We start from the raw sequence: 17,442 nt of genomic DNA on the forward strand, positions 1-17,442 counted from the left end.
CTACGGCATCACGCCGCCTGGACTGGCGTCGGCAATCTGGATCACGTCCATGGAATATGAACGCGATCCAGATTGCGATCCAGCTGATACGCCGCGCTGATCAGCGCAAGATGCGTCAAGGCCTGCGGAAAGTTGCCGAGCGCTTCGCCGCTGGTCGCCACTTCTTCCGAAAACAGGCCCACGTGATTCGCGTAGGCCAGCATCTTCTCGAACACGAGACGCCCTTCGTCGACGCGGCCGGCTCGCGCCAACGCCTCCGCATACCAGAACGAACAGGCGCTGAAGCCGCCTTCGATGCCGGGCAGGCCGTCGAGCGTTTCGCCGCGCGTGTAGCGGAAGATCAGCGGATCGACCCGTAAACCGTCGCCGATCGCATCGAGCGTGCCGAGCCAGCGCGGATCGGTCGGGCCAATGAAACGCACGAGCGGCATCATCAACGCGGACGCATCGAGCGTCTTCGAATCCGGCGTCTGCACGAAAGCGTTCAGTTCCTCGTTCCAGAAATGCTCGTGAATATCGCGGTGAATCGCGTCGCGGGCATCGAACCAGCGTTTGAGCGGCGCGGGCAGCGAGCGCTTTTCCGCCAGACGTAACGCGCGATCCACCGTGACCCAGCACATCAGCCGCGAATGCAGAAGGGGCCGCAAGCCATTGCGAAATTCCCAGATGCCGTGGTCCGGTTCGCGCCAGTGGTCCACCACGTAATCGACGGTGCGCACCACGTCGCGCCAGCCGTCGTAGGAAATCGCGGCGCCGTACTTGTTGTACAGATAGATCGCATCGAGCAGCGCGCCGTATACGTCAAGCTGCGTCTGGTCGCGCGCGGCGTTGCCGACGAGCGGTACGCCCGCCGTGCCGTCCGCCAGCGACGCGGCTTCGGTTTCTTCGGGCGGCGCCTTGCCGTCGACGGTGTACATCACGTTGAGCGAGCCGTCCGAGTCGCAATGGCGGCTGCGTTCGGCGATCCATCGCATGAAATGCCGGGCTTCGCCGGTATAGCCGAGGCGCAGCAGCGCGTAGACGGAGAATGCGGCGTCACGGATCCACGTGAAGCGATAGTCCCAGCGGCGCGAGCCGTCGAGCGCTTCGGCGAGGCCGAACGTCGGCGCGGCCACGATCGCGCCGTATTCACTGGAACTCAGCAGCTTGAGCGTGAGCGCCGAGCGCATCACGACTTCGCGGTAACGGCCGCGATAAGTGGATTGCGCCGACCACGCTCGCCAGTAGCGAATCGTATGGTCCAGCACCGTCTCGCAGTGGAACGACTTCTCGCGCAAGCCCTCGGCCTCGCCGAAGACGAAGCCCGCCGACTGGCCATCGCCCAGTTCGAATTCGGCATGCGCGGCGCCGTCGTCGATCTCCACCGGCAAGGTGCTGTCGAGCCGCAGTTGCAACGCGCCGTCGATCTCGTGGAATTCGACTGCGCCATCCTCGATCCGATGAGTGCGGTGTGCGCCGCGCGCATAGCCGAAGCGCGGCTCGCAGCGCATGCTCAGGCGCATGCTGCCGTGGACCATGCGCGCCACGCGGATCACGCAGTTCGGCAGCGGCGCGGGGGTGTCCGCAGCGTCGCCGTTTTCCGGAACCGGCATGAAGTCCATCAATTCGCACACCCCCTCGGCTGTCATGAAGCGCGTCAGCAGCACGTTGGTGTCCGGCAGGTACATCTGCTTGACGTTGGCCGTCCCGTTGGCGGGTTCGATCGAGAACGCGCCGCCGTGCGACGGTTCGATCAGGCCCGCGAAAATCGTCGGTGAATCGATGCGCGGGAAACACATGAAGTCGATCGCACCGCGCAGCGAAACCAGTGCGGTGGTCTTCATGTTGCCGATCATGCCTCGAGCGTCCGCGGGGAGCGCGGGTCGGGGAGGAGTAGGGCGCCGGTCGGGCATAAGGGCTGACTCCGAGGGAAAGATGCTGCGCCGGGGCCGCGACGAAAGCGTGCCAGCGCCGTCGCGTGCGCCACGTCAATTCAGGTTCCGGTAGCAACGCGTGTGCCGCGCCGCCGCGCGAGTTGTCGATGCACGCAGGCGGGTGGTCGATTGTTAGTCGGGATGCAACAGTGTTTTCAGTCCACGTGGCTGATCTCCGGCGCACATTTACGGATAATTTCCTGATTGGAAAACTGGCTAGGAGTACGCAGGCACACGATGGTCAACAGGAACGCAAACCCCATGAGGGACACGCAGAGTCGGGAAGCAGCGTCCCGGAGCAGGAGGCTACGGTGCAAAGGCGTGCGCAACGCCGTTGCGGCGTTCGTGGCGCTCGTGGCGTGCGCCGCCAGTCTGGTCGGATGTACCTCGACGACCCAGGTCGTGAGTGCCGATAAACCCGGCACCTACACCGTCGAGGCGAGCGCAACCGGCGGACGGATGGCGTGGGCTCGTGCCCATGAAGAAGCGCTGACCCAGGCGCACGACTACTGCGAGCGCCGCGGCATGCAAAGCAGTGTCACGAAGGAAACGGTGAGTGGCGTGCAGATGCTGAGCGCGCATGCTTCGTCGGTGAATTTCGAATGCCATCCGAAGTTCTAGCGAAGCGGCGGGCAGGTGAGTGCACGCGAAAACGCCGGGCGCGGTGAATCGCGGCCCGGCGTCGAGGACTGATGCTTGAAAGGGCGACGCTTACTTCGCGTCCATCACCACGAGGTTCTTGTCTTTCGAATCGGACACGAAGATGGCCAGCAGTTTGGCGGGTTCGGTCGCGCTCGCATTGGCGCTGACGGTGTGATGGTCGCCGGGCTTCTCGGTCCAGTGTTCGCCTGCATGATAAACATGCTCTTCGCCGTTGTTCACGCGGCTGCGGATCGCGCCCGACAGCACATAGCCGACCACGAACGCCTGGCCGTGCCGATGCGCCGGCGTCCTCGCGCCAGGCGCATAGTCGACCACCAGGGCGGTCATCGTCTTGCCCGGCACATTGGCGATGGCTTCGGCGAAGGCCGGCGTAATCGTCTGACCGGCCATGGCGGCGTCGGCCGCGAACGCGCCTGGCGAGGCGCTCATCAAGGTGCAGCCAGCGAACGTCGCTGCTGCGATCAAGGTACGAATGCTCATGCTGCGACTCCCGATGCGGTTGCGGTAGTGTCCTTGCCCGATACGCCGGCCGCGGCCGACTTCGCCCACTGCACCGCCACCGCGGACAACTCGTTGCGGGCCCGTGCGAGTGCCTCGGTGCGCGCTTCCTGATCCGCGAACTGCAGCGGCTGGGCGTCGACAAACGTCGGATGATTCGCGCCGAGAAAACCGAAGGCGGCTTTCAAGGCAGGCGTGAGCGCGTCCATCGCTTCATACGACGAACCCGGGCGCAGATCGGCGCCACGGCTCGTAATGAACAACACCTTCTGCCGTCCAAGCTGGCCGACGATGCTGCCGTCTGCATTCAGCAGATATGTCACGTTCGTACGTGTGATGCTGTCGATGAACGCCTTGAAGACGGAAGGCATCGACCAGTTGTACATGGGCATAGCGAGGACCAGCGCGTCGGCGGCGAGCACGCGTGCGCACAGCGCATCCGACGAAGCCAGCGTCGCTTTCATGGCCGGCGTACGATCAGCGGCAGCCGTGTAGGTAGCAATCGCGAACGCTTCGGTAACGTGCGGCGGGGTGTCGACCGTGACATCCAGATAGTCGATTTCCACATCCGCATGCTGTTCGCGCAACTGTTCGAGAAAAAAGCGGCTCAGTGCGCGGGAGTTGGAGCGCTCGCGCTTGGCGCTGGCATCGACGTGCATGATCTTCATGATTTGCGTCCTTAGGAGAGGTTGTGCATGAACGCAGATTAAACGCTCGACTGGCTTGATGAAATGACCGGTTTTATCTAAATCAAGGTAACCACTTTCGCAAGGCGACCGTAAGTGAATCAGCGCGGTATCCTCATGCCTGCCGTTGAAACAGTGAAGTGCGGAATCCAACTTTGACAATATCTGACCTTGCAGATAAAGTTCGCTTCACTTAACTGGAGATGCCCGTGAACCACTACACGCCGGAGAGTTTCAGCCTGACGCAGAGCGTGGGGTTCGCGATCAGCAAGGCGCGCAACGTGCTGATCGCTGAAATGGACGCAGCGTTGAAGGAACTCGACATCACGTCGCAGCAAATGGGCATTCTGTTGTCGATGCAGCGCGGTATGGCCGCCACGCCGTTCGAGCTGTCGAAGATCCTCGGCATCGATACCGGTTTGATGACGCGCATGCTCGACAAACTGGAGACGAAAGGTCTGCTGGAGCGTTCGCGCAGTATCGAGGATCGCCGCGTGGTCAATCTGAAACTGACGCGTGCGGGCGAAGCGGTGGCCGGACGTTTGCCGCAGATCGCGCCCGTGGTGCTGAACCGGCGGCTGAAGAAGTTCAGTAAAACGGAGTTCGAGGAATTGCGCCGTCTGCTCAACAAGTTTCTCGCGGATTAGACGACGGTAGACGACAACGCGCGGCAATAGACGGCCGGGGCAGACACGCCGCATCACTCGCGGAGATTTTTTCACTCATTTATCTGACAGGTCAGACAATGAAATCACAGCTAGTTTCGCGGATCGCCGGTGCGCGGGCCGCCAGGGCGGGGGTGACGGTGATTTTCGCGGCCGTGCTATCGGCCTGTGCGAATTACGCCGGTATCTCCAGCAACAGTCAGATGGCGCAGCCGCAGACCTACGCGACGCAACAGAGCATCGTGGCCGATGGTGGACATTGGCCCGCTGCAGACTGGGCCGATCAGTTCGGCGACGTTCAACTGAAGGCATTGCTTGCCGAAGCACTGCGCGGCAACCCGACGATCGACCAGGCGCGCGCCCGGGTGGCCGCCGCCGCTGCCTATGCCGACACCGCGAAGGCCAGCACCTTGCCGAAAGTCGGCGCGACGTATTCGTTCACGCGTCAGTTGTACTCGGGCACGGCGCTCGTGCCGCCGCCGTCGGGCGGCTCCTGGCAATCGGAAAACACAGGCTTGCTGTCGGCTTCTTACGACCTCGACCTGTGGGGCAAGAATCGCGAAGCGCTGAAGGCTTCGCTGTCGCAATTGCAGGCGAGCCAGGCCGATGCGGAAGTGGTCAAGCTGTCGCTGACCTCGGCCACGGCGCGTGCGTACAACCAGTTCGCGCGGCTCTATGCATTGCGCGACATCGCGCAGCAGGAAATCACCCAGCGCGAACAGATCGACCGCATCACGGCGGGGCGCATCGCGACGGGTCTCGACACACAAGTCGAGCGCAAGACGGCGCAGGCGAATCTCGCCACCAGTCGCGCGACACTGGCATCGATCGACGGCAGCATTCTGACCACGCGCTATCAACTGGCCGCCTTGCTCGGTGCCGGTCCCGATCGCGGGCTCGCCATTGCGCGGCCGACGCTCGGCGTGGGCGACGAAGTGCGCGTACCGGCCAATCTGCCGGCGGACCTCGTGAGCCGCCGCCCGGATCTGGTCGCGGCCCGCTGGCGGGTCGACGCGCTCACGCACGATGTGAAGGAGGCCAAGGCCGAGTTCTATCCCGACATCAATCTGAGCGCCGCGATCGGCCTCGACGCATTCGGCTTCGGCCGCTTTCTCACGGCGGCGAGCCGCACGGAATCGGCGGGGCCGGCGATTCATCTGCCGATTTTCGACGGCGGTCAATTGCGCGCGCAGTTGAAGGGTCGCTATGCCGACTTCGACTACGCCGTCGCTACCTATGACCAGACGCTCGTGAGCGCGTTGTCGGAAGTGGCGACCCAACTCGCCCAAATCCGTTCGACCGACGATCAACTCGGCGACGCGCAAACCGCGCAGCAGGCCGCGCGCGACGCCGATCAACTGGCGCTCACGCAGTACAAGGCCGGCCTCGCGAATCAGCTCACCGTACTCAACGCCGACACCACTGCGCTCGTCGCCGATCAGCAGGTCGCGAATCTGAAGATGGACCGGCGCGATCAACAGATCGCGCTGGCCGCGGCACTCGGCGGCGGTTATGTCGATGAGGCCGGCGCCGCAGCGAGCGCTACGGCGAGCGCATCCGCGGGCTCGGGCGCCACTGGGGCTTCCGTCGTCGCCACGCGCTGAGAAGCCTTCTCGACACGTTTCACTCTCTGTCTGGAGTTACATCATGAGCGACACGATCACCCCTCGCCGCACGACGGCGGAAGCATCTGCGACCGCGGCAACGCCCACGCCGACACCCGTCGACGCGCAGCCGCCCGGCAAACGCAAACTGCTGCTCTCGCTGCTCGCCGCCGCCGTGGTGGTGGGTGGCGCGGGCTACGGCGCGTATTACTACACGACGGGCCGCTACTATCAATCCACCGACGACGCCTACGTCAGCGGCAACCTCGTACAACTGACGCCGCAAGTGAGCGGCACCGTGGTCGCGGTGAACGCCGACGACACGCAGATCGTCAAAGAGGGCGCGCCGGTCGTCACGCTCGACAACGCCGACGCGCGGGTCGCGCTGCAAAACTCGGAAGCCACCCTGGGCCAGACGGTTCGGCAGGTGAGCGGACTTTATGTCGATAACGCGTTCTATGCCGCGACCGTTGCGCAACGTCAGTCCGATCTCGCGCGCGCCAACGACGACCTGAAGCGTCGTCAGGCGGTGGCCGAAACCGGTGCGGTTTCCGGCGAAGACATTGCGCATGCGCGCGACGCCGTCAGCTCCGCACAGGCCGCGCTCGACGCCGCCCGTCAGCAGGCCGAAGCGAATCACGCGCTGACCGATCGCACCTCGATCGAACAACATCCGAACGTGCAGGCGGCGGCGTCGAAGGTGCGCGACGCTTACCTGAACTACGCGCGCAACACCTTGCCCGCGCCGGTCACCGGCTACGTGGCGCGGCGCTCGGTGCAGGTCGGTCAGCGCGTCGCGCCGGGCACGCCGCTGATGGCGATCGTGCCGCTCGACGGCGTGTGGGTCGACGCCAATTTCAAGGAGGGACAACTTCGCCACATGCGCATCGGCCAGGCGGTCACGCTGTGCGCCGATGTCTATGGTTCCAGCGTCAAATATCACGGCCGGGTGGTCGGCTTCTCCGCGGGCACGGGCGCGGCCTTCGCCGTGCTGCCCGCGCAGAACGCGACCGGCAACTGGATCAAGGTCGTGCAGCGTCTGCCGGCGCGGATTCAACTGCAGCAGGACGAGTTGAACGCGCATCCGTTGCGGATCGGTCTGTCGATGCAAGTCGATGTCGACACCCACGATCAATCGGGCGCGCAGCTCGGCGCGGCGCTCAGCACCTCGTATCGCACCGACGTATTCGCCCAGTACGGTGCGGATGCCGACGCGGAAATCGCCCGCATCATCGCGCAAAACATGCCGGCCGGACGTGAGCTTGCGGTCGGCACCGCGCAAAAAAGCGCAGCCCGCAAAACAGGCTGAACACGCGGCACGACAAGGCCGATTTTTTTCGGCTGTTAACTGATAAGTCAGATAGTTTCAGGTTTCCTCGACAGGTGAAGAAATGAATGGAGCGACGAATTCCGCCCCGCTGCCGCCGCTGAGCGGCGGCAAGCTCGTGCTGGCGACGCTTGCCGTGGCACTCGCCACCTTTATGAACGTGCTCGATTCGTCGATCGCGAACGTGGCGATTCCGACGATCGCCGGCAATCTCGGTGTCTCCGTGGATGAGGGCACCTGGGTGATCACCCTGTTTGCCGCGGCCAATGCGATTGCAATTCCGCTGACCGGTTGGCTCACGCAGCGGGTGGGCACGATCAAACTATTCGTGTGGGCCATTTTGCTGTTCGTGCTGTCGTCCTGGTTGTGCGGGATGGCGCCGAATCTGCCGGTGCTGCTCGGCGCGCGGATTCTGCAGGGTGCCGTGGCCGGGCCGTTGATTCCGCTCTCGCAAGCGATTCTGCTCGGCTCGTACCCGAAGGAAAAAAGCTCGTACGCACTGTCCTTGTGGGCCATGACCGCAACCGTCGGGCCGATCGCCGGTCCCGCGCTGGGCGGCTGGATCACCGACAGCTACTCGTGGTCGTGGATCTTCTACATCAATATTCCGGTGGGCCTGTTCGCCGCGGGCGTGACGTGGGCGATCTATCGCACGCGCGAAACGCCGACTCGCCGTCTGCCGATCGACAAGGTCGGGCTGCTCTCACTGATCGCCTGGGTGGGGTCGTTGCAGATCATGCTCGATAAGGGCAAGGACCTCGACTGGTTCAACTCGCCCGTAATCGTCGCGCTGACGGTGTTCGCCGCGATCAGTTTTGTCTTCTTCGTGATCTGGGAGTTGACGGAAAAAAATCCGATCGTCGATCTGAAACTGTTTGGGCAGCGCAACTTTCTGGGCGGGACGATTGCGATATCGATCGCCTACGCGGTGTTTTTCTCCAACCTCGTGCTGCTGCCCCAATGGATGCAGGCCTATCTGAATTACCGCTCGGTGGACGCCGGACTGGCGACCGCGCCGCTCGGTATTTTCGCGGTGCTTCTCGCCCCCGTGATGGCGAAGATCATGCCGAAATCCGACGCGCGGGTTTTGGCGACGGTGGCCTTCGTCGGCTTTGCCGCCGTGTTTTTCATGCGCTCGAATTACACCACGGGCGTCGATACGTGGACACTCGTGCTGCCCACACTGCTGCAGGGGATTCCGACCGCGTTCTTCTTCGTCCCGCTCACCGCGATCATTCTGTCCGGGCTCGCCGCCAATCGCATTCCGGCCGCCGCGGGTCTGTCGAATTTCGTGCGGGTGTTTGCCGGGGCGGTCGGCACGTCGCTCGCTTCGACTGGCTGGAACGATCGGACGATCCTGCATCATGCCCGCCTCGCCGAGCAGACGAGCGTGAACAACCCCATGTTCACGTCCGCGCTCGATTCGCTGCACGCCACGCTCGGCGGCAGTCAGGCGCAGACCATGGCGTTCTTCGAACAGGCGATGAATAGCCAGGCGGCCATGCTGGGCCTGAACGACATTTTCTGGCTGTCGGCGGTGATCTTTATCCTGATCATTCCACTGATCTGGGTGACCAGGCCCGATCATTCCAGCGCGGCGGCCGCGGCAGGGGCGGGTGGACATTGAGGGCAGGCGCGCTTACTCGAACGATTTCTCGAACGATGACTCGAACCTATCCGGCTGCTGCGCCACCAGTTGATCGTAGCTCGTCTGGAATTGCAGCCAGCCGATGAACGGGTCCCCCACATGTCGCGCAAGATCCCGCAGTTTCATGACTGGCTCTTGCGTGAATCGCGGGCTTGTCGGCCGAGGAACCCGTCGGCGGCGAAGTAAGATTCAGGTTCCGGAGCCGTTTCCTCATCCACCGAGCCTCGCCATGCCCGTCACCGGTCTCAGTCACTACAACCTTCGCGCGGATCGTCTCGTCCTCGATACCTTGCGGGACTTTTATGTCGATGTCGTCGGACTCGCGGCCGGCTATCGGCCGCCGTTCAACAGTCACGGCTACTGGCTTTATGCCGGCTCGCAAGCGGTACTGCATCTTTCGGAAGCTTCGTCCGGTGAAGCGCGCCGCGTCAACGTGACGAATACCTTCGACCACGTTGCGTTCGTCTGTGAAGACATCGCGGCGTCGGTGGCCCGTTTGCAGCGATTCAATGTTCCCTACCGAAGCGACGATGTCCCGCTGACCCGGCAGCACCAGTTATTTTTCTCCGACCCGGCGGGTAACGGCGTGGAACTGAATTTTGCTCAAGACGACGCGCGTTGACAAAGTAAGCGTTATTCGCCCGATCATCGTGCGGCCCACACGACATCGCCGTCCACCGCGTAGAGCCGGCAACCTTCGTGGCCGTTTGCGCACTGCACCAGCGCGTCGTTGATCGGGTCCACGCCCGAGCTTGCGCCCCAGGCGCCGTCCGGGGCCAGCGCGAAAGCGCGCGGTCGCCGTGAGATCAGGAAATGCGCGTAGGCTTCGCGTCCCGTCGGGTTGAGAAAAGGCACGGCGCCGACATTCGCGAGCGTGGCGAAGTTCGTGCGCGGCGGCGCGGAGGCCTGGCGCTGCCAGACGACCGTGTTGTCCACCGCGTACAACTGGCAGTAGCGCGAGAGGGTCCAGCATCGATTCATCGCGCCGACGGCCGGATCGAAGCCACCCGAAGCCCACGTGCCGTTCGTGCTGCCGATCGCGAAAGCGCGCGGAAGCGGTGCGGCCAGAAACGCCCGATAGAGTTTTTCTTTCTGCGCGTCGCTCAGATACGGCACGGCACCCAGATCGTCGATGTCGGCATAGCGGGTGGCGCCCGGCGCGTGTCCCGGCAAATATTCGGCATTCACCTCCTGGCCGGGCATGCCGATGCTCGTGAGAAACGCATCGGCTTTCTGCACCCAGAGCGGCAAGCCCGCACCCGACGCGGTCATCGCATGCGCGTCTTTCTGGAAAGAACCGTAGTCCACCAGTTCCGCATGTGCGCCCGCCGCCGTGTATTGCCTGAACATGCCTTGCCAGGTCGGCGTCGAGAAGATCTGGTCGTTTTCGCCATAGAGCCAGAGCGAGCGCAATCGTGTTTTCGCGCCCAGTTGTCCGGCGCTGGTCACGAGACTTTCGTCGGGCGTACGGCAGTCCGATTCCTTCACGCCGCCGGCAAAGTTGAGCAGGCCTTTCACATCCGGCGGGTTCGACGCGCCGAACACCAGCGTGCTCCAGCCGCCCATACTTTTTCCCGCGACGACGATGCGCGACGCGTCGATCCCCGGCAGCGCTTTTATGCGATCCAGCACCGTACGGATATCGCGCGCGGCGTCCTGGCCGATGGCAATGACGTCGCATCCGTGCGGCACGGGGTGTCCACCGGAGCGCGCATAACCGCGCATCATCGGCATGGCGACTGCATAGCCGCGCGAGAGGAAATAGAAAGGAATGAACTCGTCGGCAACGCGCGGCGCATTCGGCAGGTCTTTCGACGAACCATGATTGACCAGCGCCAGCGGAAACGGGCCGCCGCGCGACGGCATGTACAACGTGACCTCCAGACGGACCGGCGTCGGCGACGATTCGACCGGCACGTAGAGGATTTTTTCGTTGAGCGGCGCGTCGGGTGAAGCGCCGGGACGAGTCAGGGTATCAGCGAAACCAGAGCTGGAAAGTAGCCATGCGCACAGCGCGGGAAGCAGCCTCGCCAGCAGAAAGTGGGCGAGAGGTCTCTCTTTGTTCATGTATTTATTCGACGACACGCGATTGGCGTGATTACGGCAATTTCAAATGAAACTTGAGTACGCAGCGCGCCGACTGTTGTAAAAATGTCGTATCCCTTATACGTCATAATTTTGAAAAGTATTCGCGACCGATTGGCTGTGCCAACATGGGTCGTCGAGCTTTCGATCCAAGAGAACCAGATTCACGGGGGCTTCATGAGTAGCCATTCGCTCATTTGGGCAGCGGTGCCGCACAACAGTGACGGCGTCGTCTTCCAGATCCGTATTGCCCGCGGACAACAACGTTTCCATGTATCGCGGCGCGTGCTCGAAGATATTTTCGAGCTGGAGCGAAGGGCTCCGGACGCGCGGCAACTTCAACTGTTCTATGCATGCATCGAGCGCATTCTCGCGAAAGCCGCGACCAAACGGTCGATCGCCGGAGCGGACACCGTCGCGCTTCTGAGCATCGATTTCGACTCGTCCAGCAGCACGCGGGACAGGTGGACAGGGCAGGCAGGCGCGCGAGGCGCGCTGTAACAGCGTCAGCCGCACGGCCGGCGCTTTTTGATAATTATTTTTGCTATTGATGAATCAACTCTGTTCGATCCGCCGTGCCCGCGCCACCGATCTGCCGTCCATTTATGTCGGCGAACTGGATTACATCCGGCAAATCGAGCCGGAGCAGGAAGCACGCTGGAAAGACGGCATGCGCTTTCACCTGAAACAATGGACCAACGACCTCGATCGCATGTTCATTGCAGAATGTGCTGATGGCGCCGAGGGCGCCGACCCGCAGGTGGGCTATTGTTTCTGGGAAGTCCACGGTGAGGCCGCCGTACTCGCCTCGATTTACGTCACACCGCAGCGACGTGGCAGCGGACTCGGCCAACAACTGCTGGCACGGTTCATCGCCGACGCTCAGGCTCAGGGTTTCAGCAAACTGACGCTCGGGGTGAAGGCGGACAATCCCGCACGCCGTCTCTACGAAAAAGCAGGCTTCGTCTACACACACGACGAACACGGCTATCGCCACTACCTCTATTCGATGTCGCCCGTCGACGAAATGCGCCAATAGAGCAAGCGGACTTTTCGCAACGTCAGAAGCCTGGCCCTAACCCGCTCGAGTGTCCCCTGCGATGGCGGTGTCGCCGCCATATTTTTGTTGGTCCGTGATGTCTTATCATGTCGGCTCTTACACCTTGATGCCCACAAGGCAGATCGCGATGACCGACCACAGCAACCCGCTGTTGCAAGACTGGCAAACGGCATATCAATTGCCACCCTTTGCCGAAATCAAACCCGAACACTTCGCCCCGGCTTTTGCCGAGTCGTTCGCCGCGCATCTGGCGCAGATCGATGCGCTGGCCGCCAATCCGGCCGTGCCCACGTTCGACAACACCGTCGCCGCGTTCGATGCCACCGGCGCCCAGTTGGAGCGCGTGCGCCTGACTTTCGAGAATCTCTGTTCATCGGAGTCGTCGCCCGCCTTGCAGGCCGTGGAGCGCGACATGGCGCCGCTGCTGGCTGCGCACGATAGCCAGGTGTCCATGCACGCCGGCTTCTTTGCCCGCCTGGACTCGGTTTATCAGCAGGCCCGCACGCTCGATCTGAACGAAGAACAGCATCGCCTGCTGCAGCGCATCCATACCGATTTCGTCCGCACCGGCGCCCAACTGCATGGCGTGGCGCGTGAGCGCTTCGCGGCCATTGCGGAGCGGCTCGCCGAGTTGTACACGAGCTTCGCGCAAAACGTTCTCGCCGACGAATCGAGCTATCAACTGCCCCTCGTCAACGAGGACGACTTCGCCGGTCTGCCCGATTTTCTTCGTCAATCCGCACATAGCGCGGCGCGGGAGCGAGGCATCGATGGCTATGTGATCACGCTGTCGCGCTCGCTGGTGCAGCCTTTTCTGACCTGGTCCACGCGTCGCGATCTGCGCGAAACCGCCTGGCGTGCCTGGACCGGTCGTGGCGAAACCGCGCAGCGCGATAACCGTCCGCTGGCACGCGAGATTCTCGTCCTGCGTCGCGAGCAGGCACGCCTGCTCGGCTACGACAACTACGCCGGGTACGCGCTGGCCGACCGCATGGCGGGTCAGCCAGCGGCGGTGTACGAGCTCTTCGATCAGGTCTGGGAGCCGGCCAAGGCCAGCGCCGGGCGCGAGCGACAGGCGCTGGTCGAGCAGGCCATCGCGCTCGGCGAACCCACGGACATCCAGCCGTGGGACTGGTACTACCTGGCCGAGAAGGTCCGCGTATCGCGTTACGCACTGGACGATGCCGAAGTCAAACCGTACTTCAGCCTCGACGCCATGCTCAACGCGATGTTCGATTGCGCCGCCCGGCTGTTCGGTGTGCGCTTCGTCGAGCAAACGGGCGTGCCGCTGTATCACCCGGACGTGCGCCTGTGGGAAATGCGTCGCGGCGACGAACTGGTCGGCGTGTTCCTCGGCGACAACTACGCGCGCCCCAACAAGCAGGGCGGCGCATGGATGAGCGTCTACCGGAAGCAGACGCACAACGGCGGCCGCGCGATTCCGCTCGTGGTGAACAACAACAATTTCGCGCGCGGCGGCGCAGGCCCCACGCTGCTCAGCTTCGACGACGTGCGCACGCTGTTCCACGAATTCGGCCACGGCCTGCATGGCTTGCTGTCCAACGTGACCTACGGCCGCCTGTCCTGTACCAACGTCCCGCAGGACTATGTGGAACTGCCCTCGCAGTTGCTGGAAAACTGGGCCACCGTGCCGGAAGTGCTGGCGAAGCACGCCCGCCATGTGACGACCGGCGAGCCGATCCCGAGCGCGCTGATCGACCGTATTCGCGCGTCACAAACCTTCAATCAGGGGTTCGAGACGGTGGCGTATACGTCGTCCGTGCTGGTCGATCTGGCGCTGCATCTGCACGACGACCCGGCCAGTCTCGACATGGCCGGCTTCGAGGCACAGGAATGCGCGCGCCTCGGCGTGCCGCGCGAAATCGGCATGCGTCACCGCTTGCCGCATTTCGGCCACATCTTCAGCGGCTCGTACTACGCGGCAGGCTACTACGTCTACATGTGGGCGGAAGTGCTCGAGGCCGAAGCGTTCGACGCCTTCGAAGACGCCGGCAACGCCTTCGATCCGGTGCTGGCCGACAAGCTGCAACGCTACGTCTACAGCGCCGGCGACAGCCGCGAGCAGGGCGCCGCCTTCCGCGCGTTCCTCGGCCGCGATCCGAAAGCCGCACCGATGCTGCGCAAGCGCGGTTTGCTGACGGCGTGACCGTCTGCGCGCGAGAAAGATCGATCAGCCCGCCCTCGTGCGGGTTTCGTCGATGAAATTTTCTGTCTTCGGCGCTGATTTTGGCGGCGCATGAAAAAGCCCCTCAAGCCTTGGCGGTCCGTGCCGTTAGCACGGTAATCGTATCTATAGAACGGCCTGGCCGCGCGCGTCCATGCACAACGCAGAGCACCGACAGAATATGACGCCAGTTGAGGTGTTGGCCTTGCCCGGCCGCCGCGGGTCGTCCCATGGTTGACAGGTCGACTGATTGGGGCGCAACGGGCAGTGTTGCCCCAGCGGCGCCGACGATCGACGCCCAGTTGCAGGCGGCGCGCGACTGCGGCCGACAGTGGGCCGGAACCTGGGCCTGGTATCGTGTGGGCGAGCAGTTGCACCTGGCCGGCGAGGGCGACGCCTCGTCCGACTGGCCGCGCAACCTCAACGAAGATCGGCTCGCGCAACTCTGTGCCGCGCGCGGCTGGCTGCGCTGGCCGACAGGTTGCGGCGCGAGTGTGCTCGGCTGGCTGGTTGCACCCGCCGGTTTTGTCGACGATGAATCCCTGCGGGAATTTGCCCGGAGTCTGGGCGAGCGGGTGCAGACCGACGCACTCGTGCGCGCCCAGAACACCCAGCGCGTGCTGTACGAGATCGCCTATCTGGCGAGTTCGGTGCCCGACCGCGCGCAGTTCCTCCGACGCGTGCACGAGCGGCTCGGTACGCTGATCGACGCGGAAAACTTCTACCTGGCGCTCTACGATCGCAAAAGCGGCAAGATTACCTATCCGTATTACGTCGACGTGATCGACAGCGACGTCATCGAGGCGGAAAACTACGACGTGCTCAATCCGGAGCGTCTGTCGATGACCGCGTACGTGCTGACGACCGGTCAGCCGCTGCTGGCCGATGCCGCGATGATCGGCGCCGCGGAGCGCGACGGTATCTATCATCCGATTGGCGACCGCCCCGAGTTCTGGATGGGCGCGCCCCTCAAGAATGCGTCGGACGAAGTGTTCGGCATGCTCGCGATGCAGGTGTACGACGTGTCGCGCACCTACAGTGCCGAAGACCGCGCGCTGTTTCTGGTGGTGTCGCGCCACGTGGCGATGGCGCTCGACCGGATCCTGCACCGCGCCGATCTCGAGGAGCAGGTCGCGCGGCGCACCTCGGAACTCTCGCGCGTCAATACGGCGCTGCGCGAAGGCATCGCCGAGCGGGAACGCGCGGAACATCTGCAGGCGACGCTGTTCCAGATCGCCCAGTTGTCGAGCCGGCCGGGCGACATGGTGGAATTCTTTCGCAGTCTGCACCGCATCGTCGGCGATCTGCTGCACGCGCCCAATTTCTACATCGCGCTCTTCGATACCGAAACACAGGTCGTGGCTTTTCCTTACTACGTCGACGAGCACGTCCTCAAGCCGCCGCCGCCGCGCGTGGGCCGTCGCGGGCTGACGGAGTACGTGATCCGTCAGCGCCGTCCCTGTCTCATCGAGGCCAGCGACGCCTTGAACCTGATCGCCGAGGGCGAGATCGACATGAGCACCGAGGAGGTGTGGCTGTGCTCGTGGCTGGGCGTGCCGCTCTTCGATGGCGACGACGTGCGCGGGGTGCTCGCCGTCCAGAGCTATGCGTCGCTCGTGCGCTACACGCAGCGCGATCAGGAGTTGTTGACGTTCGTCTCGCGTCATATCGATACCGCGCTGTCGCGCCGACGGGCCGCCGAGGCATTGCAAACGGCCAACGCCGAACTGGAAGCGCGCGTGCAGATCCGCACGCGCGAGCTGGACAACGCCAACGCCCGGCTTCTGCACGAGAATTCACACGATGCGTTGACGGGGCTGCCCAACCGTAGTCATTTCCAGCAGAGCCTGCAGGCCGCGTGGCGAGCGTATTGCGAAGACGGCTGCCAGACGACGGTGATGTTCCTCGATCTGGATCGCTTCAAGATCGTCAACGACAGTCTGGGTCATCACTGCGGCGACCAGTTGCTCGTGCAGGCGGCGCAACGTCTGCGCGGCTGCCTGCGTTCGACGGATTTGCTGGCGCGTCTGGGCGGCGACGAGTTCGCCGTGCTCTCGCCGGGCGCGCCGGTTTGCGATGCCGTCGCCATTGCCGAGCGGATTCTCGCGGCCTTCGATCTGCCGTTCGATATCGACGAACATGTCGTGTTCTCGTCGTGCAGCATCGGCATCGTGAACGCCGACCGGCAATACCACGGCAAGCCCGCCGACCTCCTGCGCGACGCCGATATCGCGATGTATCGGGTGAAAAACGGCGGCCGCGACAGCTTCATCGTGTTCAATCACGAGTTGCGGCGCGAAGTGCTCGATCAGGTGGAGCGCGAAGGCGCACTGCGCAATGCGCTCAAACGCGACGACGAATTGCTGCCGTTCTTCCAGCCGATCGTCGATATCGCGACGGACAAGGTGGTCGCCTTCGAAGCGCTGATCCGATGGCGGCAGCCGGATGGACGGATCGTCAGTCCGGGCGAGTTTCTGCCACAGGTGGAAGGTTTGCGCCTGATCGGGCGGCTCGACCTCTACATGCTCACACGGGTCGCGGCGATTCTCTCGGAGCCGCAGCACGCGAACTGGCCGCCGGTGCATGTGAACTGTTCGAGCTTCAGCATCACGCGGCCCGAGTTCGCCGACGAGGTGCTCGCGTTGTTGCAGCGATATGGTGTGGCGCCTTCGCGCGTGTGCCTCGAATTGACCGAAGGTGCGCTCGTAGCGGAGCCCGATCTCGCGCGCAACACCATGCAGCGTCTCGCGGACAAAGGCATGTCGGTCGTGCTCGACGATTTCGGTGCGGGCTTTTCGTCGTTGAGCTACGTGCATCAGTACCGCTTCAGCGGTCTCAAGATCGACAAGTCCTTTATTCTCGAACTCACCACGAGCCCGCGCAGCCGGGCAATCGTCACGGCAATCGTGCGCATGGCGGAATCGCTCGGTCTGGCGCTCGTCGCGGAAGGCGTGGAAGATGCCGGCACGCTCGCCATGCTGCGGGACATGGGCGCAGCGCAGGCACAGGGCTATTTCTTCGACAAGCCGATGCCGCTTGCCGCGCTGATGGACTCGCCGCACTGGGAGCGTCTGGCGACCAGACGCGCGTACGCGGAGGGCGTCTGAG

General features: G+C 63.5%; 15 protein-coding genes. 10 read left to right on the top strand and 5 right to left on the bottom strand.

Annotation, left to right across the window (positions count from 1 at the left end; translation table 11 throughout):
* Nucleotides 1–41: 41 nt before the first annotated feature.
* Entirely contained in the window at nt 42–1,892 is a 1,851-nt protein-coding gene (locus FQ705_RS18650) for a glycoside hydrolase family 15 protein (protein WP_144143505.1), read from the bottom strand.
* Nucleotides 1,893–2,150: 258 nt separating this feature from the next.
* Between FQ705_RS18650 and FQ705_RS18655 the strand changes: the two genes are divergently transcribed.
* Entirely contained in the window at nt 2,151–2,534 is a 384-nt protein-coding gene (locus tag FQ705_RS18655; RefSeq protein ID WP_409934720.1) for a hypothetical protein, read from the top strand.
* A 90-nt stretch (nt 2,535–2,624) separates the two neighbouring features.
* Here the strand turns inward: FQ705_RS18655 and FQ705_RS18660 are convergent, their stop codons facing one another.
* Both FQ705_RS18660 and FQ705_RS18665 read right to left on the bottom strand, forming a co-directional pair.
* Complete coding sequence (locus tag FQ705_RS18660; protein WP_144143507.1) at nt 2,625–3,056, bottom strand: cupin domain-containing protein; 432 nt, start codon at nt 3,054–3,056, stop codon at nt 2,625–2,627.
* Complete coding sequence (locus FQ705_RS18665; protein ID WP_144143508.1) at nt 3,053–3,742, bottom strand: FMN-dependent NADH-azoreductase; 690 nt, start codon at nt 3,740–3,742, stop codon at nt 3,053–3,055. The genes FQ705_RS18660 and FQ705_RS18665 overlap by 4 nt, the downstream gene beginning before the upstream one ends.
* A gap of 227 nt (nt 3,743–3,969) precedes the next feature.
* On the opposite strand from FQ705_RS18665, the gene FQ705_RS18670 reads away from it, so the two are divergent.
* From FQ705_RS18670 to FQ705_RS18685, 4 genes are all read left to right on the top strand, one after another.
* Nucleotides 3,970–4,407 carry a MarR family winged helix-turn-helix transcriptional regulator gene (locus tag FQ705_RS18670; protein ID WP_144143509.1) on the top strand — a complete coding sequence of 146 codons (438 nt, stop codon included), beginning with the start codon at nt 3,970–3,972 and terminating at the stop codon, nt 4,405–4,407.
* A 98-nt stretch (nt 4,408–4,505) separates the two neighbouring features.
* On the top strand, nt 4,506–6,029 hold the full coding sequence (locus tag FQ705_RS18675; RefSeq protein ID WP_144143510.1) for an efflux transporter outer membrane subunit: 1,524 nt from the start codon (nt 4,506–4,508) through the stop codon (nt 6,027–6,029).
* 43 nt (nt 6,030–6,072) lie between these two features.
* On the top strand, nt 6,073–7,338 hold the full coding sequence (locus FQ705_RS18680) for an HlyD family efflux transporter periplasmic adaptor subunit (RefSeq protein WP_144143511.1): 1,266 nt from the start codon (nt 6,073–6,075) through the stop codon (nt 7,336–7,338).
* Nucleotides 7,339–7,420: 82 nt separating this feature from the next.
* Entirely contained in the window at nt 7,421–8,983 is a 1,563-nt protein-coding gene (locus FQ705_RS18685) for a DHA2 family efflux MFS transporter permease subunit (protein WP_144143512.1), read from the top strand.
* Nucleotides 8,984–8,995: 12 nt separating this feature from the next.
* On the opposite strand, the gene FQ705_RS34565 is transcribed toward FQ705_RS18685, so the two are convergent.
* A complete protein-coding gene (locus tag FQ705_RS34565; protein WP_260854557.1) occupies nt 8,996–9,130 on the bottom strand; it encodes a hypothetical protein in 135 nt (44 codons plus the stop codon).
* Between the two features lie 103 nt (nt 9,131–9,233).
* Here FQ705_RS34565 and FQ705_RS18690 point away from each other — a divergent pair, with 103 nt between their 5' ends.
* Nucleotides 9,234–9,626: a VOC family protein gene (locus FQ705_RS18690; protein WP_144143513.1), complete on the top strand. Its 393-nt coding sequence runs from the start codon at nt 9,234–9,236 to the stop codon at nt 9,624–9,626.
* 23 nt (nt 9,627–9,649) lie between these two features.
* Here FQ705_RS18690 and FQ705_RS18695 read toward each other — a convergent pair whose 3' ends face one another.
* Complete coding sequence (locus FQ705_RS18695; RefSeq protein ID WP_144143514.1) at nt 9,650–11,071, bottom strand: dienelactone hydrolase family protein; 1,422 nt, start codon at nt 11,069–11,071, stop codon at nt 9,650–9,652.
* A gap of 195 nt (nt 11,072–11,266) precedes the next feature.
* Between FQ705_RS18695 and FQ705_RS18700 the strand changes: the two genes are divergently transcribed.
* The 4 genes from FQ705_RS18700 to FQ705_RS18715 all read left to right on the top strand — a co-directional run bounded on the left by FQ705_RS18700 (nt 11,267) and on the right by FQ705_RS18715 (nt 17,441).
* The gene (locus tag FQ705_RS18700; protein WP_144143575.1) at nt 11,267–11,590 is read left to right on the top strand and encodes a hypothetical protein; all 324 of its coding nucleotides are present in this window, start codon (nt 11,267–11,269) and stop codon (nt 11,588–11,590) included.
* 49 nt (nt 11,591–11,639) lie between these two features.
* Nucleotides 11,640–12,128, top strand: a complete 489-nt coding sequence (locus tag FQ705_RS18705; protein ID WP_144143515.1) for a GNAT family N-acetyltransferase — start codon at nt 11,640–11,642, stop codon at nt 12,126–12,128.
* Between the two features lie 148 nt (nt 12,129–12,276).
* Nucleotides 12,277–14,316 (top strand): M3 family metallopeptidase, encoded by a 2,040-nt coding sequence (locus FQ705_RS18710; RefSeq protein WP_144143516.1) that lies wholly within the window; start codon nt 12,277–12,279, stop codon nt 14,314–14,316.
* Nucleotides 14,317–14,564: 248 nt separating this feature from the next.
* Nucleotides 14,565–17,441 (top strand): EAL domain-containing protein, encoded by a 2,877-nt coding sequence (locus tag FQ705_RS18715; protein WP_144143517.1) that lies wholly within the window; start codon nt 14,565–14,567, stop codon nt 17,439–17,441.
* Nucleotide 17,442: the final 1 nt, after the last annotated feature.

Origin of the sequence: Paraburkholderia sp. BCC1884, from assembly GCF_900996225.1 — a bacterium.
Lineage (GTDB): Bacteria > Pseudomonadota > Gammaproteobacteria > Burkholderiales > Burkholderiaceae > Paraburkholderia.